The sequence below is a fragment of the Afipia sp. OHSU_II-C1 genome, from assembly GCF_000497575.1.
Lineage (GTDB): Bacteria > Pseudomonadota > Alphaproteobacteria > Rhizobiales > Xanthobacteraceae > Afipia.
In genome coordinates this window covers 362,206-382,329 of the sequence record NZ_APJI01000016.1, presented here as the reverse complement: position 1 = coordinate 382,329, position 20,124 = coordinate 362,206, and the positions used below count along the sequence as shown (strand labels likewise).

General features: G+C 60.7%; 17 protein-coding genes. 9 read left to right on the top strand and 8 right to left on the bottom strand.

The window, feature by feature from the left end; translation table 11 throughout:
• Window positions 1-21: 21 nt before the first annotated feature.
• Window positions 22-531, bottom strand: coding sequence for a helix-turn-helix domain-containing protein (locus I554_RS0119730; protein WP_024574626.1), 510 nt, complete (start codon window positions 529-531; stop codon window positions 22-24).
• Window positions 532-636: 105 nt separating this feature from the next.
• On the opposite strand from I554_RS0119730, the gene I554_RS0119725 reads away from it, so the two are divergent.
• The 4 genes from I554_RS0119725 (at window position 637) to I554_RS0119710 (ending at window position 3,644) form a co-directional block, all read left to right on the top strand.
• The gene (locus tag I554_RS0119725) at window positions 637-1,614 is read left to right on the top strand and encodes a zinc-dependent alcohol dehydrogenase family protein (RefSeq protein WP_024574625.1); all 978 of its coding nucleotides are present in this window, start codon (window positions 637-639) and stop codon (window positions 1,612-1,614) included.
• Window positions 1,615-1,734: 120 nt separating this feature from the next.
• On the top strand, window positions 1,735-2,598 hold the full coding sequence (locus I554_RS0119720; protein ID WP_024574624.1) for a class I SAM-dependent methyltransferase: 864 nt from the start codon (window positions 1,735-1,737) through the stop codon (window positions 2,596-2,598).
• A 96-nt stretch (window positions 2,599-2,694) separates the two neighbouring features.
• A complete protein-coding gene (locus I554_RS0119715; RefSeq protein WP_024574623.1) occupies window positions 2,695-2,931 on the top strand; it encodes a DUF6496 domain-containing protein in 237 nt (78 codons plus the stop codon).
• A 140-nt stretch (window positions 2,932-3,071) separates the two neighbouring features.
• Window positions 3,072-3,644, top strand: coding sequence for a DUF4189 domain-containing protein (locus I554_RS0119710; RefSeq protein WP_024574622.1), 573 nt, complete (start codon window positions 3,072-3,074; stop codon window positions 3,642-3,644).
• 12 nt (window positions 3,645-3,656) lie between these two features.
• Here I554_RS0119710 and I554_RS0119705 read toward each other — a convergent pair whose 3' ends face one another.
• From I554_RS0119705 to I554_RS0119690, 4 genes are all read right to left on the bottom strand, one after another.
• The gene (locus I554_RS0119705) at window positions 3,657-4,535 is read right to left on the bottom strand and encodes a transglutaminase family protein (RefSeq protein ID WP_024574621.1); all 879 of its coding nucleotides are present in this window, start codon (window positions 4,533-4,535) and stop codon (window positions 3,657-3,659) included.
• Window positions 4,532-7,039 (bottom strand): circularly permuted type 2 ATP-grasp protein, encoded by a 2,508-nt coding sequence (locus tag I554_RS0119700; protein WP_024574620.1) that lies wholly within the window; start codon window positions 7,037-7,039, stop codon window positions 4,532-4,534. The genes I554_RS0119705 and I554_RS0119700 overlap by 4 nt, the downstream gene beginning before the upstream one ends.
• Window positions 7,040-7,091: 52 nt before the next feature.
• Window positions 7,092-10,421: a transglutaminase family protein gene (locus tag I554_RS0119695; protein WP_024574619.1), complete on the bottom strand. Its 3,330-nt coding sequence runs from the start codon at window positions 10,419-10,421 to the stop codon at window positions 7,092-7,094.
• An 83-nt stretch (window positions 10,422-10,504) separates the two neighbouring features.
• On the bottom strand, window positions 10,505-12,433 hold the full coding sequence (locus I554_RS0119690) for a sigma 54-interacting transcriptional regulator (protein WP_024574618.1): 1,929 nt from the start codon (window positions 12,431-12,433) through the stop codon (window positions 10,505-10,507).
• 165 nt (window positions 12,434-12,598) lie between these two features.
• Between I554_RS0119690 and I554_RS0119685 the strand changes: the two genes are divergently transcribed.
• The 4 genes from I554_RS0119685 to cynS are packed head-to-tail and all read left to right on the top strand — an operon-like array spanning window position 12,599 to window position 16,257.
• Window positions 12,599-13,981 (top strand): CmpA/NrtA family ABC transporter substrate-binding protein, encoded by a 1,383-nt coding sequence (locus tag I554_RS0119685; protein ID WP_024574617.1) that lies wholly within the window; start codon window positions 12,599-12,601, stop codon window positions 13,979-13,981.
• Between the two features lie 2 nt (window positions 13,982-13,983).
• Window positions 13,984-14,823, top strand: coding sequence for a nitrate ABC transporter permease (gene ntrB / locus I554_RS0119680; protein WP_024574616.1), 840 nt, complete (start codon window positions 13,984-13,986; stop codon window positions 14,821-14,823).
• A gap of 4 nt (window positions 14,824-14,827) precedes the next feature.
• Window positions 14,828-15,742: an ABC transporter ATP-binding protein gene (locus I554_RS0119675; protein WP_024574615.1), complete on the top strand. Its 915-nt coding sequence runs from the start codon at window positions 14,828-14,830 to the stop codon at window positions 15,740-15,742.
• Between the two features lie 26 nt (window positions 15,743-15,768).
• Window positions 15,769-16,257, top strand: coding sequence for a cyanase (cynS, locus tag I554_RS0119670; RefSeq protein ID WP_024574614.1), 489 nt, complete (start codon window positions 15,769-15,771; stop codon window positions 16,255-16,257).
• Between the two features lies 1 nt (window position 16,258).
• Here the strand turns inward: cynS and otnK are convergent, their stop codons facing one another.
• The 3 genes from otnK to ltnD are packed head-to-tail and all read right to left on the bottom strand — an operon-like array spanning window position 16,259 to window position 19,258.
• Window positions 16,259-17,533, bottom strand: coding sequence for a 3-oxo-tetronate kinase (otnK, locus tag I554_RS0119665; protein ID WP_024574613.1), 1,275 nt, complete (start codon window positions 17,531-17,533; stop codon window positions 16,259-16,261).
• A complete protein-coding gene (otnI, locus tag I554_RS0119660) occupies window positions 17,530-18,324 on the bottom strand; it encodes a 2-oxo-tetronate isomerase (RefSeq protein WP_024574612.1) in 795 nt (264 codons plus the stop codon). Before otnI ends, otnK begins: the two co-directional genes overlap by 4 nt.
• Before the next feature lie 34 nt (window positions 18,325-18,358).
• Entirely contained in the window at window positions 18,359-19,258 is a 900-nt protein-coding gene (ltnD, locus tag I554_RS0119655; protein WP_024574611.1) for an L-threonate dehydrogenase, read from the bottom strand.
• A gap of 138 nt (window positions 19,259-19,396) precedes the next feature.
• On the opposite strand from ltnD, the gene I554_RS0119650 reads away from it, so the two are divergent.
• On the top strand, window positions 19,397-20,068 hold the full coding sequence (locus tag I554_RS0119650; RefSeq protein ID WP_024574610.1) for an aldolase: 672 nt from the start codon (window positions 19,397-19,399) through the stop codon (window positions 20,066-20,068).
• Window positions 20,069-20,124 lie beyond the last annotated feature (56 nt).

Genomic DNA, 20,124 nt, shown 5'->3' with positions numbered 1-20,124 from the left:
GGCGCGGCCAGACCCGGAAAGCTAAACTGGCTTGCGCGTCAGCCGTTTGTTCTTCGCGGTGAGGTAGTCTCGCGTAACGGCTGTTGCGCCTCGTCCGGGCTTGTACATCAATTCGTCCGAAGAAACTGCGCGCCCGGACGTGGCTTGCATAACGAGTGGTGCAATCGCCGATCCGCTGACACGATCGAACGCCACGACCGGTTCATTGCCGCGTCCCGATACCCAGCGGTCGCCCCATTGCAGAATCGCCATCAGCGCGACCTGAAACTCCTTCGCCTTCAACGTCGGAACATACTCGAACCGCGTTCCCCGCTTGCCAACGTCGATCTGCGTCAGCATCCCCTTCTCAACGAGGTGCCTGAGCCGATCGGCGAGTGTGTTTCGTGCAATGCCAAGTCCGCGCGTGAAGCCCTCGAACGTGCGGACGCCGGCAAGCGCATCTCGCAGGACCAAAAGCGACCATGAATCGCCAAGTACGGCGAGCGAACGGGCGATCGAGCAGTTTAAACGGCTGAAAGAAGGCTCCCGCATACCAGTCATTTTCCTCGTTTAGTTGCCAATTAAGACTAGTTGCAATATCGAACTATCTAGAACATTTCGCATCAAGCCGCCAAGCGGTGATTATGGGAGAGCAGCATGCACAGCGTTCAGATCAACGCTTTCGGCAAGCCATGGGAAGTTGTAGAGACCGTCAGTCTCTCCGATCCCGGAGCACCGGGTGCCGGCGAGATCGTCGTCGACATGGAATTTTCTCCGATCAATCCATCCGACCTCGTGCTCATCCGGGGTCTTTACGGCGTGAAACCGAACTTGCCGGCGCCAGTTGGCGCCGAAGGCGTCGCGCGCGTTGCCAAAATCGGCTCCGGCGTGACCGGAATCAAGGAAGGCGATCGTGTTCTGTTTCCGCGGGGCGCATCGACCTGGCTCACACGCGCCAAGGTCAAGGCCGACGGTCTCTTTGCATTGCCGGCGAACGCAGACCCGCAGCAGCTTTCGATGCTGATGGTCAATCCGCCGACGGCGTATCTCATGCTGACCGAGTATGTCGCCCTCAAGAAAGGTGACTGGGTGATCCAGAGCGCGGGAAATTCCGCCGTCGGACGCGCCGTCATCGCCATCGCAAAGAAGATGGGCATTCATACCGTCAGCGTCGTACGCCGCCCCGAACTGATTGAGGAACTCAGGAAGCTTGGCGCCGATGTGGTGCTGGTCGAAGGTCCGGATCTGGCCAAGCGTGTCAGGGAAGCGACCGACAAGGCCAGGATCATGCTCGCGCTCGACAGCGTCGGCGGACCCGGCCTGATGCCGCTGAACGATTGTCTCGCCAACGGCGGCACGCTCGTCGCATACGGCGTGATGAGCGGCGGACCCGGCCCCTTCTTCACGGCTCCGAATATTTTCCGCGACCTGACGCTCAAGGGATTCTGGCTGTTGAACTGGTTTAACAAAAACTCGCCGGAACGCGCTCTCGAGGTTCAGAAGCAAGTGGCGAGCTGGATCGCGGACGGAACAATCTATACGCCGGTGGAAGCGACCTACCCGCTCAGTGAGTCCAAGGCCGCGATTTCCCACGCTGCCAAAGGCACGGGCAAAATCCTGTTCAAGGGCAGCTGAGAAATCGCTTCAAAACCGGAAGCGAACGTTCATCGGCGCTTCGATGATGATGCATGGGTGGGCTCCCCTGTTCAGGGCGGCCGGACTGGCCTACAACAATCGGCATCATCGGAGTATCCCATGACCCAACCTGCTGTCGACGCCCGCAACGCCGATCAGATTGCTTACTGGAACGGCCCAGGCGGCCGGCACTGGACAGACCGGCAGCAGCTCCAGGACGTTGTGCTTGCGCCGGTATCCAAGATCCTCATTGAGCGCGCCGCCGTAAAAGCAGGGGAAACTGTCTTCGATATCGGCTGTGGCTGTGGAGCCACGTCCTTTGATCTCTTGACGCAGGTTGGCCCCGGCGGCCACGTCACCGGTGTCGACATTTCCGAACCAATGCTGGGCCGGGCCCGAGAGCTTGCTCCGCCAAACATGCCGATCGAATTCGTGCTGGCGGATGCAACGGTATATCCGTTCCCTCCTGCAAGTGCGGATATGCTGTTCTCGCGTTTCGGGGTCATGTTCTTCGCACAACCTTCGGATTCGTTCGCGAACATGCGCAAGGCGCTGCGGCCAGGCGGTCGCCTCGCCTTCGCCTGCTGGCGGACACCGCGCGACAATACATGGATGATGCTCGGCCTTCAGGAGGCCTACAAATACGTGCCGAAGCTTCCTGAAATGAAACCGGACGATCCCGGCCCATTCTCATTCGCGAGCGAGGAACGGGTCCGGAGAATTCTTGGCGAGGCCGGCTTCTCGAATGTGGAAATGGACCGAGTCGACTTATTGCTCGACATCGCAACCGGCCGCGGCCTTGAAGCGGCCATCGAGACGACCCTTGCCATCGGTCCCACCAGCCGCGCGCTCGAGAATCAGCCGCCGGACAAGATCGAAGCAACCACGCAATCGATTCGCACGATGCTTGCCTCGCATCAGAAGGGCGACACCATCCCTCTCGGCGGATCGATCTGGATCGTTACGGCGACGAACCCACGCTAGTTCACGTCACACCTGAATCTCCGTCGCATCGCCCAACCGGAACATAAGCCTTCCCGCCGCTTTATTCGTATCCTGCAACCGACTGCGGAGACAATGATGGCGCGGAAGTACTCGAAGGGGGCAGCCAAAAAAGTCGCGCGTGCGATGCACAAGCGGAAAAAAGGAACATTGAAGAGCGGACGATCGGGCAAAAAGGTCACGAGCCGGAAGCAAGCCATCGCGATTGGCCTGTCCGAAGCCAGACAAGAAGGGAAAAAGGTGCCAGCGAAAAAGTCCGCATCAAAGGCACGAAAAACGAAAAAGGCAAAGAAGGCGAAGCGGTCGAAATCATAGATGCGCAGATACGGGATGTATCGGGATTACCGCGTAATGCCTATGGCTGATGTGGTTTTCCACCGGCCCCAGCCTGCCCGCTCGACAAGGCCAAGGCGGACTTTTAGTCTGCGCGCCGAACCCCGGGGACAGGCGGAGCGATGCGATCCAAGATCTGTTGTACGCTGGCGCTTGCCGTTGCCTTGTTCGTGCAGCTTGGAGCAGCAGTCGCACAATCCGACACCAGTGTTGAGATCACCTTCTGGAATTCGGTGAAGGACTCGAGAAACCCTGCTGAAATCTCGGCCTACCTCGATAAATATCCGAACGGTACATTCGCTGCGCTCGCCAGAATCCGGCTGGACGCACTGAAGCAGAAAGCCGTCCAGCCCTCTGGCGAACAATGGGCGGCCATCGGATTTGCGGCGCGCGGCGCCTGGGGCGCCGTATGGCAGAAAGCGACGCGGGACGAGGCCGAAGCGCGAGCCCTGACCCTTTGCGTCAACAACGGCGGACGTGGCTGCAAGGTTTCATCCACAACCAAATGCGGTGCGATGGCGTTCTACACCACGCGTATCCGCCGAACCCGTTACTGGGGTGCATTCACCGCCGAAGGTCCGACGCTCGGCCAAGCCATCGATGCTGCCTCGGCGCGCTGTCGCAAGGAAGGCCGCAGCCCGTCAGATTGCAACATCCGGGCTTCTTTCTGTGCAGATGGCAGCCACCGGGGGTGATCCGGGGCACTTTTATTCTACGGGGATGACGTCTACCGCCACCGCAAGCTTCTGCTTGCGAGATCCGACGATAATTCCATCGACCGGTGATACGTCGGTGTAGTCGCGTCCGACCGCCAGAACAACATGATCGTTGCCGATCACCAGATCGTTGGTGGGATCGAAACCCATCCATCCAATCTCGTCACCACACCAGACAGAAACCCATGCGTGCGTCGCGTCCGCACCCTGGAGCCGCGATCTCCCCGGTGGAGGCGTGGTCCTCAGATAACCGCTCACATAAGCCGCCGGCAACCCGAGGCCGCGCAACCCAGCGATCATAATGTGCGCGAAATCCTGACAGACCCCTCGCCGCTTCCTGAAAACGTCCAGCAGCGGCGTCGAAATCTCCGTTGCCTTCGAGTCGTAGACGAAGTCACGATTGATCCGTCGCATCAGGTCGGCCACCGAGGAAAATATCGCGCCACCGGCCGGAAAACACGCCGCAGCATAATCCGTAACGGATGGCTGGATTGATACGAGCGGGCTGGCGAACAGATATCCGACGGGCGAAACCGCCGCGAGCCCATTGGATGCGAAGGCAGCCTCGCGGACCTGCTCCCATCCGGGAGAGACCATGTCGCGTTGCGGAGCCGTGCGGGCAACGTCCACGCGTGATCGCGCATCGATGCGCAGAACGCGATGGGCGGTCTCGATCACGATGCTTTCGGTACGGATTCCGAAGAAGTCCGTTCTCACCGTGCGATCGAGCGGTACCGGCTTGATCTCAACGCGGTGAGAAATCAACTGCTGGCCATCGCCGCTTTTCGGTTCAAGCCTCAGCGAGCAGCGCGCAAAGCTGACCGGGCTCTCATAGGAGTACGTGGTGACATGACGAATGTCGTAAATCACGCAAACCCCGTCAGCTTCTCCGGTCTCAAGGCGAGACTGCCGTGCGGGAAGTAGTGCGATCCGATGGCGTCGGCTAGGTTCAGCAGATCCTGCTCGAGCGAGAACAGGGTCTTGGCATCGAACGACTCCGCCTCTCCCGCGATCATTGAGGCCTGAAGAGTCACAGCGAGACGGTGCGGAGGATCGATCAGGCCGCCTTCACGCATGCTGGGGAGACTGGCGATGTGCTCATTAAGCGCAGCGATCTGAAACGCCACCGAGCGCGGATTGAAGGCATCGAGAACAACCAGATCGCGCACCGGCGCGAGTACCGGTCCGACAAGATAACGCGAACGATAGGTGATCTGGCAATCGACCAGCGTCAACAGCAGATCGAGGTCCTCGGCTGTCGCCTTGTCGTCGGCAAACTGGCGTGCAAAACGTGCCGTATTGATGGCGCGCTCGACCCGGCGGCCCATCTCGAGAAAGCGCCAGCCCGCGGCGCGATTCATATTCTCCTGCGCAAGGCCTGCGAACGTCGCCAGCGATTGCAGAGTCCATTCCGCGGCTTCGAGCAAGGCTTCGTCGTCCTCCGCCTTTTCCGACAGGCGTTCCACCATTCCGGTGATGACATGCCAGGCATCCGGCGAAAGCCGCTCGCGCAATGTCGTCGCGGTGCGTTGCGCCGACCTGACAAGCGCCAGTGCCGACCCGAACTTATCCTTGGCTTGCAGCGCCTGCGCTGCAGTGGTCGCAAGCTTGGCGCGGGACGATGGCGAGGTGGCGCCCCAGGCAACAAGCAGGCGCTGAATGCGCTCGATCACCGGCTGCATCGGCGACGGCCCCTTGCCGGGTTCGCGCAAGGCCCCACCCAGTGCGCGAACCAGCCGCAAGGTCGCCTCGGCGCGTTCGAGGTAGCGGCCTAGCCAGAATAGATTGTCCGCAGCACGGCTGGGCACCCATCCGGCAATGCGTCTGATGCGTACGGCGTCACTCGGCGGTAGCAACGTGGACGTTGCGACTTCCTTCTCCGACACAACCCAGACGTCAGCGGCGCGAGCGCCCTCGCCCATTGAGACCGCACGCGCATCAGGCTTGTCGGCGATGCGGCAAAACCCGCCCGGCAGGATGGTCCAGCCGTTCGGCGTGGCGGCGGCGAAAACCCGGAGAACGAACGGGCGTGGAGAGATATGCCCATTGTCCCAAACCGGCGTCGTGGAGAGGCGCACCATCTCCTGCCCGACATAGTCGATGCCGCGCTTGCCGATAGCATCGACCAACCGCGCGCGCTCATCTGTGGACAGGGAACTGCCGACAATCGGACCACGGCCCGGGAAACCAGGCACAGACGGCCCGTAAGCACCCTCGATCGCCATGTCATCGAGGCGCGAAAGCACCTCGTCACGGGCGGATTTCTGCCCGCACCACCACGTGGCGATATGCGGCATCTTCAGGTCTTCGCCGAAGAAGCGCTGGCTCAGGCTCGGCAGGAAACCGAGCAGCGTCCGCGCTTCCATCACGCCGGAGCCGGGCATGTTGGCGACGGCGACACCACCCTTCCTGATGACGTCAATCAGCCCCGGAACGCCGAGCATGGAACGTGCGTCGAGTTCGAGGGGATCGAGGAAATTCGAATCCACCCGCCGCAGCAGCACATCGAGGCGCTTCAGACCGGCAACGGTGCGTACGTGCAGCCGATCCTCGCTCACCGCAAGGTCATCGCCTTCCACCAGCAGAAATCCGAGATAGCGCGCCAGCGTGGCATGTTCCGAATAGGTTTCGCTGGAATTACCCGGCGTCAGCAAACCGATGCGCGGCTCGTCGCGATCCGCGATGGCACGCAGGCTGTCGCGGAACGCTTCAAAAAACGGCGCAACGCGTTCGACGTTCATCGACGTGTAGAGATTTGTCAGTGCACGCGACAACACCAGCCGGTTTTCGAGTGCATAGCCCGCACCGGACGGCGCCTGTGTACGATCGTTCAGCACCCACCAGCGCCCGTCGGGTCCACGGCCGATGTCGGCGGCATAGAGATTGAGATACTGTCCGCCGGGCGGCGTCACACCGCAAACCGAGCGCAGATACTCTGCGCTCCCGGCAATGGCCGCTGCGGGCAATGCGCCTTCGGCAATCAGTCTGCCTTCACCGTACAGATCGCGCAGGATCTGCTCGAAAAGCTCCGCGCGCTGGGCGACCCCTTCCGATATTTGCTTCCATTCCACCTCGTCGATCAGCAGTGGCAAATGGCTAAGCGGCCAGGAACGGTCCGCAGCTTCCCCGGGGGCGCGATATGTGACGCCGGCATCGCGCATATGCTGATCGGCGGATGCGAAGCGGCGCTCGATCTCGCCGGACGAAAGCGCCGAGAACGCGTCAAAGAAACGGGTCCATACCTCGCGGGGCTGGCCCTCGGCGTCCAGAAACTCGTCCGGAATTCCGGGCAACGGCGCGTAGCCGCGGGTGCAATCCAGAAGATCGCGCTGTGCCGCTCGCTGTGCCTTTTCTCCGCTATCTGTGTCCGCCATCCCGACTCGCCTTCTGCCTTTCGCGACAACTTCGCCGATTATGGCGGCGGCCTCAATGCGGGAACGGTGTCCGAAGGTCCAGAGTCAGGGGAAATTCGAGGGTTCTTTCCTCGGGTGGCACATTTATTGGGCCCGGCGTGTGCCCATGGTCCTGAAAGCGGGCAAGCCGCCGCGCCTCGGCCTCGTAGCTGTTGACCGGCTTGGTATCGTAGCTGCGCCCACCCGGATGGGCGACATGGTAAACACAGCCGCCCAGCGAACGGCCATTCCATGCGTCTAGGATGTCAAAGGTCAGCGGCGCATGAACCGGAACCGTCGGATGGAGACCCGACGATGGCTGCCATGCCTTGAAACGAACGCCTGCGACCGCCTCGCCTGCGCGCTCGGTGTTGGTCATCGGCAATCGGCGGCCATTGCAGGTGATCACATGCCGTCCTTCGATGAAGCCGCTAACCTTGACCTGCAAGCGCTCGACAGACGAGTCAACATAACGCACCGTGCCGCCGCCGGAGTTTTCCTCGCCGAGCACATGCCACGGCTCCAGGGCCTGCCGCAGCTCAAGCGTTACGCCGCTATGCTGGACGCTGCCGAAAAGCGGAAAACGAAACTCAAGTTGCGCTTCGAACCATTCCGGCTCGAAATCGTAGCCAGCCTGCTTCAGGTCCGAGAGCACGCTTCTGAAATCTTCCCAAAGAAAATGCGGCAGCATGAAGCGATCATGCAACGTCGTTCCCCATCGCACGAAGCGGCCATCCTGCGGCTCACGCCAGAATTTCGCGATCAAGGCCCGGATAACCAGTTGCTGCGCGAGGCTCATGCGCGCATCGGGTGGCATCTCCAATGCACGGAATTCAACAAGACCTAGGCGGCCCGTGGGGCTATCCGGCGAGTACAGCTTGTCAATGCAGATTTCCGCGCGATGGGTGTTGCCGGTAATATCGACCAACAAATGGCGGAACGTGCGATCGACCAGCCACAGCGGCACCTTCTCGCCTTTCGGCGGAATCTTCGAGATCGCAATCTCCAACTCATAGAGCGCGTCATGCCGGGCTTCATCGATGCGCGGAGCCTGACTGGTCGGGCCGATGAACATGCCGGAGAACAAATACGATAGCGACGGATGGCGTTGCCAGTATAGCACCACGCTCTTGAGCAGATCGGGGCGCCGCAGAAATGGCGAGTCCGCAGGCGTGCGGCCGCCGACAACGACGTGGTTGCCGCCGCCAGTGCCAGTGTGACGGCCATCGATCAGGAAACGGTTCGCACCAAGGCGAACATGCGCGGCCTCCTGATAGAGACTGATGGTCGTATCGACGATTTCGCGCCAGTTCTTCGCCGGATGAATGTTGATCTCGATCACGCCGGGGTCGGGAGTGACCTTAATGACCTCGACACGCGGATCGTAAGGCGGCGCATAACCCTCGACATGAACCTGCAGCTTCATGTCTTCTGCGGTTGCCTCCACCACCGCGATCAATTCGAGATAGTCTTCGAGCTTCTCCACCGGCGGCATGAACGCGCAGAGAATGCCGTCGCGAATCTCGATCGACAGCGCCGTGCGGACACCGCCCTTTCCGCCAGCCTGCTGCTCCTGAATGAACTGGCGCGGCCCGCCATCGGCCAATTCTCCACCATCGAATACGGGCGGCCGAGCGACCGGCTCGGATGAATCAGCCGTAGCATCGAACACCGGCAGCGCTTCGCGTTCTTCCGTCGGATCCTGTTCGACGATGTAGGGATAATCCTCCGGCGGAATCCATTGCAGCGAATTCATCGGCAGCCGCAGACCCAGTGGCGAATCGCCGGGCATCAGGAACAGATTTCCCCGCCGGAGATTCCATTTCTCGCTCCGCCAGCGGCTGGCCGCCTTCGCATTCCAGCGCTGTACCGGCAGCACGAAGCCACGCGGCACGTTCAGTCCCTGCTGAAACACCTGCGCCATGCGCGAGCGTTCTTCCGGATCGGCCAGCTTCGAATCGCTCGGATCGACATTGCCCGGAAGGCTGTTCTCCTTCAAAAGCCAGTGCGCCTGATCCTCATAGGCCGGCAGCACATTGCCTGCATCGATGCCGAGTTTTTCTGCAATGCCCGCTGCGAATTTTTCCGCCTGCTCGATCTTCGCGGAGCGTGGCCCGTCCATCGGCGCGATCAGATCAGGATTGCGCCAAATCGGCACGCCGTCCTTGCGCCAGAAGAGCCCGAAAGCCCAGCGCGGCAGGCTTTCACCGGGATACCACTTACCCTGCCCGTAATGCAGCAGACCACCCGGCGCGAAGCGGGTGCGCAAGCGGCGGATGAGATCATCGGCAATGCCACGTTTGGTCGGACCAACCGCGGCAATATTCCACTCAGCGGATTCGAGATCGTCCATGGAAACGAATGTCGGCTCGCCGCCCATGGTCAGCCGCACATCGTCGGCTGCGAGGTCGGCATCCACCTTCTCGCCCAACGCGTCGAGACGCCGCCATGAGTCATCAGAGAATGGTTTGGTGATACGCGGCGCTTCGTTGACGCGCGTCACCTTCATCTCAAATCCGAAATCGACATTGGCCGAACTGACATTGCCGCTGATTGGCGCAGCAGTCCGGTAATGCGGCGAAGCCGCGACGGGGATATGCCCCTCGCCTGTCAGCATGCCCGACGTCAAGTCGAAACCGATCCATCCGGCGCCGGGCAGATAAACCTCGGCCCATGCATGAAGATCGGTGAAATCAGCCTCGACTTCACGAGGCCCTTGCAACGGGTCGATGTCCGGACGCAACTGAATGAGATAACCAGAGACAAAGCGAGCCGCCAACCCAAGATGACGCAGCGCCTGAATCAAGAGCCACGCGGAGTCGCGACAAGAGCCCGCGCCGCTCCGCAGCGTCTCATCTGGCGTCTGAATCCCCGGCTCCATACGGATGACGTAGTTGATCCTGTCGCGCAGCTTCGCGTTGAGCTCAACAAGGAAGTTTACGGTGTTGGTCGGTCCGCGCGGAATGCTCGCAAGATATTCCGCGAGCAACGGGGTGACCGGCTCGGTCTTCAGATACGGCGTAAGCTCGTCGGCAAGGTCAGCCGGATATTGAAATGGAAACGTTTCCGCGTACGGCTCGACAAAAAAATCGAACGGATTGACCACCGCCATATCGGCGATGAAGTCCACCTCGATCTTGAATTCCAACGTCGGCTCGGGAAACACGAAGCGCGCGAGCCAGTTCCCCTGCGGGTCCTGCTGCCAGTTGACGAAATGCTTCTCGGGCAAAACCTTCAGCGAATAGCTGGAAACCCGTGTGCGCGAGTGTGGCGCCGGCCGCAACCGGATGACCTGCGGGCCGAGGCTGACGGGCTGGTCGTACCTATAATGTGTGACGTGATGCAGGGCGACGGCGATGGACACTGCGCAACAACCTCAGTGGCTTGTTTTTTGAGCAGAACACCTGGCTAAGCCTCTATCAAGCGCTAACAACGGGCAAGCCCTGCCTAACGCATTGGCGAATCGAGGTTTCGTGCCGAAATGCCGAGCGATTTGATGCGCGATGCCAAGGTGGTCGGCTTGATCGCAAGCAGTTCCGCCGCGCCGTCCTTGCCAAAAACCTTGCCGCCGGATGCCTTCAGCGCGGCCAGGATATTGTTGCGTTCGTGCTCCCGCATCTCATCGTCCGTCATGATAACTTGAGGCGCGCCATTCCTGGGACGCCGTGACGCTACGGGGAGTTCGGTTCCGGTTTGCTGAATGGGCAGATCGATCCGCAGCCGGCCGTTCTGGGCCAGAATGGCGGCGCGTTCGATCACATTCTGTAACTCGCGGACGTTGCCCGGCCAGTCGTACTGCATCAGGCGACGCACATCGCCTTCCGATAATCGAAGGTTGGATTTGAGCGATTTGCTCTCGCTGCTCAGGAAATGCTGCGCGAGTAACGGGATGTCCTCACGACGGTCGCGCAGCGGCACGGTTTCAACCGGAAACACGTTGAGCCGGAAATAGAGATCCTCGCGAAAGCGCCCCTGCTTCACTTCCTGCTTCAGTTCGCGATTGGTCGCCGCAATAACGCGGACATTGACGGCGCGTGTCCGCTCCTCACCAACGCGCTCGAAATGCCCTTCCTGCAACACGCGCAGCAGCTTGCCTTGGAGCTCCAGCGGAATTTCACCGACTTCATCGAGAAACAACGTCCCACCGTCGGCCAGTTCAAACCGTCCGACACGATCGCGCAACGCCCCGGTGAACGCGCCGCGGACATGGCCAAAAAATTCACTCTCGAACAGTTCGCGCGGAATGGCTGCACAGTTGACCCGGATCAGCGGGCGGTCGCTACGCTGGCTCGCCTCGTGGATAGCCCGTGCGATCAGTTCCTTGCCGGTCCCGGATTCGCCGGTGATCATTACGGTCGCGTCAGTCGGCGCAACGAGGCTGACCTGCCGCAGCGTCTTCTGCACTGCCGCGGTACGCCCGATGATGCCGCGCGGGTTGGTTTCGGTGCGGATTTCTTCCTGCAAATAGGCGTTTTCCTGCTCAAGACGCTCGCGCAGCTGGTCAACCTCGGCGAGCGCCGCGCGAAGCTTTTCATCAGCTTCGCGGCGCTGACTGACATCGCGGAACACAATCACCGCGCCAACCACCACGCCGCGATCGCGGATCGGCGTGGACGTGTATTCGACCCAGACCGGCGTGCCGTCCTTGCGCCAGAACACCTCGTCATCCACCTGATGTACCGCGCCGTCGCGGAACGCGGCATAGATCGGACAGTCCTCGTGCGGATAATGCCTGCCGTCGTGGTGTGTATGATGCACGGTCGCGTGAATATTGGTGCCGACTAGCTCCTCCGCCGACCAGCCGAGAATGCGCTCGGCGACCGGATTGACGAATGTGGTCTTGCCTTCGGCGTTGACCCCATAGATGCCCTCGCCCGCCGCGCGCAGGATCAACTGGTTCTCGCGCTCGATATCACGGAAGACACGCTCCACGCGTTGCCAGGCAGCAATACCGCCGCGCATGTGATCCTCCGCCGTAACGTCGACAAACCGCCGGCGACGCTGTTCGAGGTCACTCATCGCCAGCAGCACTAGCGGCGTGCCCTCCTGCGGGATGAGCGACCCGGTATATTCCAGCCGCAGCTTGTTACCCGCGGCATGACGCGGTGTCAGCGACGTGGTCCAGAATGAGCCCCTGTCGAACACTGCCTGGGTGAACACAATCAGCGCCGGCACCTGACCGGCATGCAAGGCGCTGATCTTCATCTGCCGGAGCAGTGCACGGTCGTATCCAAGCAACGCGCATACGGCGGGATTGGCCTCCACGATGCGGTCGCCATGAGGATCCAGCAACATCGTCGGCTCGGCCGAAAAATCGAACGCGGCGCCCCACAGATCGGGGCCCCTCTCCGGTATCGGGGACAAGGAGAAGTCCATAAACCCTCACTACGAAATATCGTAATTGACCTACGAATAATCATGTAACACGAAATTTCGTAACCGACAATATTACCGCTGCAGCGTAGGCTTATTGATAAATCGCGCGAAACGGGAATGGCACGCAGCTTGCGTAGTGGACTGAAACGCCATGCAGGAGGTTTCATGTCCACCTTCGACAATCCATTCGATCCAAACCGTCGCCTCTCCTCTTTCGGCTGCGCTTGCGGCCAGCACGCGAACGACGCGGAGCACGATGCAGCACTCCAACTCCAGACCGTTGCCTCACTGGGCGACGAGCAGCGCTATGAAGGCGTCGTCGCATCGGCCGTCATGCGCGCGATGTTTCCGCAAGACGTCGCACGCCGCGCGTTCCTGAAATCGGTCGGCGCTGCGACTGCCGTCGCCGCTGTCTCGCAGTTTTTTCCCCTGAAGACCGCCACCGAGGTTTTCGCGCAGGGCGCGCCGCTTGAAAAGAAGGACCTCAAGGTCGGATTCATTCCGATCACATGCGCCACGCCGATCATCATGGCAAAACCGATGGGCTTCTATGAAAAGCAAGGCCTCAACGTCGAAGTGATCAAGACTGCCGGCTGGGCTGTCATCCGCGACAAGACCATCAACAAGGAATACGACGCGGCGCACATGCTCTCGCCTATGCCCATCGCCATCTCAATGGGCGCCGGCTCCAATCCGATCCCCTATACCATGCCCGCAGTCGAAAACATCAACGGTCAGGCCATCACCCTCGCCATCAAGCACAAGGACAAGCGCAACCCGAAGGGCTGGAAGGGTTTCAAGTTCGCAGTGCCCTTCGACTACTCGATGCATAACTACCTGCTGCGCTACTACCTGGCGGAGCACGGCATCGATCCCGATACCGACGTTCAGATCCGCGCGGTGCCGCCGCCGGAAATGGTCGCCAATCTTCGCGCCGACAACATCGATGGCTTCCTCGGTCCAGATCCGATGAACCAGCGTGCTGTGTATGATGGCGTCGGCTTCATCCACATTCTGACGAAGGATATCTGGGAGGGCCATCCTTGCTGCGCGTTTGCGGCGTCCAAGGAATTCGTCACCACGATGCCGAACACCTATGCCGCGCTGCTGAAATCGATCATCGATGCGACGGCGTTCGCCCACAAGGCCGAGAACCGCAAGCAGATCGCGGAGGCGATCTCGCCAGCGAATTATCTCAACCAGCCGCCAATCGTGCTCGAGCAGATTCTCACCGGCACCTTCGCCGATGGACTCGGCAACATCGTGACGCAGCCGAACCGCGTCGATTTCGATCCGTTCCCTTGGCAGTCGTTCGCAGTCTGGATCATGACCCAGATGAAGCGTTGGGGACAGATCAAGGGTGACGTCGACTACGCCGGTGTCGCGAGCCAGGTCTACCTCGCCACCGATACGGCAAAACTCATGAAGGAAGTTGGTCTGACGCCCCCGACAACTATCACGAAATCGTTCAGCGTGATGGGTAAGCCTTTCGATCCGGCAAAGCCTGAGGATTACCTCAAGAGCTTCAAGATCAGCAAGGCGAGCTAAGCATGACCTCGTCGCTGAAACTTCGCGCGGCCGTGCTGTCGATTGCGATCTTCCTCGCCTTAATCGGCGCGTGGCATCTTGCCACGCGCGGCAGCGGGTCGGTCGCGACCATGAGCCCGGAATACGCAAAGCTGATGGGTGTGACCGCGACCCAGGGCAAATCGGCAATGCCGGGACCGCTCGATGTCGGCGCTAAGCTCTGGCAGCATATCAAGAGCCCCTTCTACGACAACGGCCCGAATGACAAGGGCCTTGGTATCCAGCTCGGCTATTCGATTGCCCGCGTGTTGCTGGGTTACTTCCTCGCCGTGATTGTGGCGATCCCGCTCGGATTCCTGATCGGCATGTCGCCGCTGATCAGCAAGGCACTCGATCCTTTCATTCAGGTTCTGAAACCTATCTCTCCCCTCGCCTGGATGCCGCTGGCGCTCTACACCATCAAGGATTCCAACACCTCCGCGATCTTCGTGATCTTTATCTGCGCGATCTGGCCGATGCTGATCAACACGGCGTTCGGTGTCTCCGCCGTGCGCAAGGAATGGATCAACGTTGCACGAACGCTCGAGGTCGGATCGATGCGCCGCGCCTTCACGGTGATCCTTCCCGCCGCTGCGCCGACCATCCTGACCGGCATGCGCATCTCCATCGGCATTGCCTGGCTTGTCATCGTCGCGGCTGAAATGCTCGTCGGTGGTACAGGCATCGGTTACTTCGTCTGGAACGAGTGGAACAACCTATCGATCACCAACGTCATCATCGCCATTCTGGTCATCGGTCTGGTCGGAATGATGTTCGACCAGATCCTTGCGCGGTTCACGCGCATGGTCACGTTCCCGGAGTGATGTAATGATCGAGAAATTTATCTCTATCGAAGGCATCGCCAAGCACTATCCGGCACCGGATGGCGGGAAGACGACCATCTTCGAGAACCTCTGGCTGTCGATGCCGCGCGGAGAGTTCGGTTGCGTGATCGGCCATTCCGGCTGCGGCAAGACCACCGTTCTTAACATTCTTGCCGGGCTGGACGAACCCTCCGAAGGCACCGTGATCGTGGACGGTCAGGCTATCGAGGGCACCAGCCTCGATCGAGCCGTGATTTTCCAGAGTCATGCTTTGTTGCCGTGGCGCACGGTGATGGGCAACGTCGCCTACGCGGTTTCATCCAAATGGCGCAAGTGGGACAAGGCGCGCGTTCGTGCCCATGCCCAGAAGTTCATCGACATTGTCGGTCTCACCGGGTCCGAGCACAAAAGGCCCTCAGAGTTGTCCGGCGGCATGAAACAGCGCGTCGGTATCGCGCGCGCGCTGTCGATCACGCCGAAAATCATGCTGATGGATGAGCCCTTCTCCGCACTCGACGCGCTGACGCGCGGAACGTTGCAGGACGAGGTTCGCCGCATCTGCCTGGAGACCGGCCAGACCGCCTTCATGATCACGCACGACGTCGATGAGGCGATCTACCTCGCCGACAAGATCTTCCTGATGACCAACGGCCCCGGCGCTGTACTCGCGGAGGTCTTGGAAAATCCGCTGCCGAAGGATCGGGGCCGCATCGATCTCCACCGGCACCCGCAGTATTACGCATTGCGCAATCACATCATCGACTTCCTGGTCACACGCAGCAAGACGTTTGTGGAAACCAACAAGAATCACGACCCGCGCAACGTGCCCGTTGTCCGCCCCGGATTCACGGAGCCAGCAATCGTCACCACCAACGCATCTGCCGATAAGCCAGCGGCCGGCCAGATCAGCGCCGCCTGATTAACTTTCAAAACTGGAGAATTGAAATGAAGCGATCCGATCTCACCGAGAAACTGCTCGACATCAAGCGCGAGAACGGCTGGAGCTGGAAGCATATCTGCGAACAGATCGGCGGCCACTCCGAAGTGCTGGTGGTTGGCGCCATCCTCGGCCAGATGAAACTGACAAAACCGCAAGCCGAGAATGCCGCCAAACTGTTCGGCCTCTCCAAGGTCGAACAAGCGATGATCAATGAGGTGCCGATGCGCGGCGAAGGAATCCAGATGCCGCCCACCGACCCGCTGATCTACCGGCTTTACGAACTGGTGATGGTAAACGGACCGGCGTGGAAAGCGCTCATCGAGGAAGAATTCGGTGACGGCATCATGTCCGCAATCGATTTCGACATGGACATGGAACGCCTCGCCAATCCAAAGGGAGATCGCGTCAAGATCACCATGTCGGGCAAATTCCTGCCGTACAAGTATTACGGCGCGACCGGCAACCAGCAAGAATACGGTTTCAAGGAAGCGTAAATTACGGCATCAGGCGGATGGCGTCGTTGAAGAAATCCGGGCCACCGAAGTTGCCGGATTTCAGCGCCGTCACCGCCTCGCCCTTGCTCCAGCCTACGCACCGCAGCACCGGTACGCCTGCGGCGATTTCTGGTCCCACCAGAAAACCCGGAATGCCAAGGCGGTCGACCACGGCGCCTGAGGTTTCGCCTCCAGCGATCACGAGGCGCCTGACGCCGGCGGCGACCAAACCTTCACTGATGGCCGCCATCGCCTGCTCGATGGCACGGCCTGCAGCATCGCGGCCGTACTTTGCCTGAAGCGCGGAAACTTGATCGGGCGTCGAACTGCTCGCGATCAGAACCGGTCCCTTGCCGAGGTGTTCTCGTGACCAGCCAAGCGCGCGCTGAACCTCGGACGGCCCTGCGACGATCTTTTCAGGATCGAGCCGCAGCACCGGCATGGATTTCTCGGCATGGGCGATCTGCGTCAGCGTCGCCTGCGAGCAGCTTCCGGCAAGGCAAGCGACCGGGCCACCGATCGGCTTTTGATCGGCACTCGCCGAGGCTGCCCTCACCCTGCTCGACGCGACAAGACCGCGGGCGAGCCCAAGGCCCATTCCCGACGCACCCACCGACAAACGATGATCGAGCGCAACCTGACCAATGATCTCAAGCTCAGGATCGAACACGGCATCGATGATCGCAGCACCGATGCCTTGTTTGGCAAAATCGGTCAGCTTTGCGCGGATCGCTTCGGCGCCTTTTGCGACGGTGGCGAGGTCAACCAAACCGACTTTGGATTTACTCTGCCGCGCCAGCACCCGCACAAGATTGGAGTCGTGCATCGGATTGAGCGGATGATCCTTCAGCGGGCTTTCATTCAGCGGCACGCTCCCCACGAACAGATTACCCTGGTAGACCGTTCGTCCCGTTCCGGGAAACGCGGGCGTCACGAGCACGATGGCATCGCCGGAATCGGTGCGCAGTGCATCCATCACCGGCCCGATGTTGCCGGCATCCGTTGAATCGAATGTCGAGCAGATCTTGAATAGGACATGGGCCGCGCCCCGCGCCCGCAGCCACTTGTCCGCGTCACGGGAGCGCGCAACCGCCTGCGACGCCTCAATGGAGCGGCTCTTCAGCGATACAACAACGGCATCGACATCGGGCAGCGGCAGCGCGTCACTCGGAACGCCGATGGTCTGCACCGTGCGCAGCCCGCAGCGGGTCAACGTGTTGGCGAGATCGGATGCGCCGGTGTAGTCGTCCGCAATACAGCCCAGAGCCAGCGTCACGCGCGCGCTCCAGTCCTGGACTTCGCATAAGGCGCGAACCAGCCGAGCCCCTCGGACGTCTCGCCTTTTGGACGGTATTCGCAGCCGACAAAGCCGCTATACCCCAGCCGGTCGAGTTCCTCGAACAGGAAAGGATAATTCAGTTCCTCGCCTGCCGGTTCGTTACGTGAAGGAACACTTGCGATCTGGATATGTCCTATCATCGGCATCATCTGCCGAAGCGCAACGGTAACATCACCATGCACGATCTGCCGATGATAGATATCGAACTGCAATTTCAGATTTGGCATTTTCAAGTCACTGATCACGCTAGCCGCAAAATCAAAATCGTTCAGGAAATACCCCGGAACATCGCGCGGATTGATCGGCTCCAGCATGAGATCGATCTCTTCCTTGGCGAGCGCCTCGGCAGTCCACGCCACCGAGCGGCGGAACGCGTCGACCGCTTTCGGATCGCGGCGGTCGGCAATGCCTGCCATAAGATGCAGTCGTTTAACGCCGGTAGCGGCCGCATAAGGCAACGCCCGCTGGACGCTCGCCTGTACATCCGCGAGGCGGTCTGGCAACGCGGCGAAGCCGCGCTCTCCCTTGTTCCAGTCTCCGGGAAACAGATTGAACAGCGCCTGGGTCAGGCCGTTGCGGTGAAGCCGTTCACCAACCTCGTCAGGCGAATGTTCGTACGGGAACAGAAACTCAACCGCCGAAAAGCCCGCTTTTGCCACCGCGTCGAAGCGATCGAGAAACGGCACTTCGTTGAACATCATGCTGAGATTTGCTGCAAAACGAGGCATTGGATGATTCCGTTTCTTGTTGTTGTAACTTGCTTTATTCACCCGGCAATTTCGTGCCGGTGACACGCGCGTACATCCGCGCCACTGACGCATCGTCGTCGCGGCCCATGCCAGCGGCCGATGTCATCAGAAACATCTGCAATGCAGCCGCCGAGACCGGAACCGGAAATTTCGCGGTTCGCGCCATGTCCTGGATGATACCGAGGTCCTTGACGAAAATATCGACGGCGCTGCGTGGCGTGTAGTCGCCGTCCAGCACGTGAGGCATCCGATTCTCGAACATCCAGGAATTCCCGGCGGATGCTGTGATGACCTCATAAACCTTGGCGATGTCGAGACCCTGCTTTGCCGCAAACGCCATCGCTTCGCTCGCGGCCGCGATGTGCACGCCGGCCAGAAGCTGATTGATCATCTTGAAGGCCGCGCCCTGCCCGGGCTCATCGCCAAGTTCATACAACTTCGCCGACATCGCATCGAGTGCCGCCCTCGCCCCGGCAAACGCAGCCTTGCTGCCGGACGCCAGGATTGTGAGCTCGCCCTGCGCGGCGCGCTGGGCGCCGCCGCTGATCGGTGCATCGAGATAGTGCCGACCGGTTGCTTCGAGCTGTTTTGCCAGGCGCCGCGCGACATCCGGGTCCATCGTCGCGGACGATATAAAAGCCGACCCTTTGGGCAAGGTCTCCGCAACACCTTGCGGGCCGAACAGGATCGCCTCGGTCTGCACGGCGTTCACGACAACACTGACGACCGCATCGGCCTCCCGCGCCGCTTCGGCCGGCGACGCCGCGCCGCGGCCCCCCTCAGCAACCAGCCGCGCAACCGCTTCCGCCGCTACGTCGCAGCCCGCAACGTCGAAGCCGGCCCGCTTCAACGACAGCGCCATACCCAGGCCCATCGAACCGAGGCCGACAACTCCAATGCGTCCAGTGGGCATACGATCTCCCGGATTGTCGTGTGCCCGCGCATTTTGTGGCGGGCGTTGACTGCTTGGTAGCACGGCCCACGGCACGTCCAAAATGGCGTTTGAGCCTTCCTGAAAACCGTGAGAAAAGGCATGCGGAAGGGCTACGGAATGACGGAAACACGGCTTCGCGATCAGATTTGCCAGTTCGGCCGCTCGTTGTTCGAGCGCGGCCTGACCCCGGGATCCTCAGGAAACATCAGCGTCCGCCTCGATGACGGCGGCTGGCTGGTGACACCGACCAACGCCTCCCTCGGGTTTCTGGACCCGGCTCGCATCTCACGATTGAACAGTTCGGGACGTCTGTTGTCGGGTGATGCGCCCACCAAGGAAATCCCGTTGCATGCCGCGCTCTATGAGACGCGACGCAACGCGCGCGCCGTCGTCCATCTGCATTGCACCCACTGCGTTGCCGTGTCCATGCTGCCCGATATCGATCCGCATGCAGCGCTGCCGCCACTGACGCCCTATTACGTGATGCGCTGCGGTACGACCGCGCTGCTGCCCTATTACCGCCCGGGCGACGCGGCGGTCGCCGATGCGATCCGGGGGCTTGCCGGCAAGTACTCGTGCGTGATGCTGTCCAATCATGGACCGGTGGTTGCCGGCGACACGCTAGAAGCCGCCGTGTTTGCCATGGAAGAGCTCGAAGAGACCGCAAAGCTCTATCTGATGCTGCGCGGCATGAATCCCCGTACATTGACGCCCGAGCAGGTCGCTGACCTGGCTTCAGCATTCCCGTCCGCCGCATCGACAGTCGGCGACAAGCAAGGTCCTGGCTGAGCCCCCGCGACAATACGGCACGGAAAAGACGTTTACAGTTATCGAAGTGTCACGCC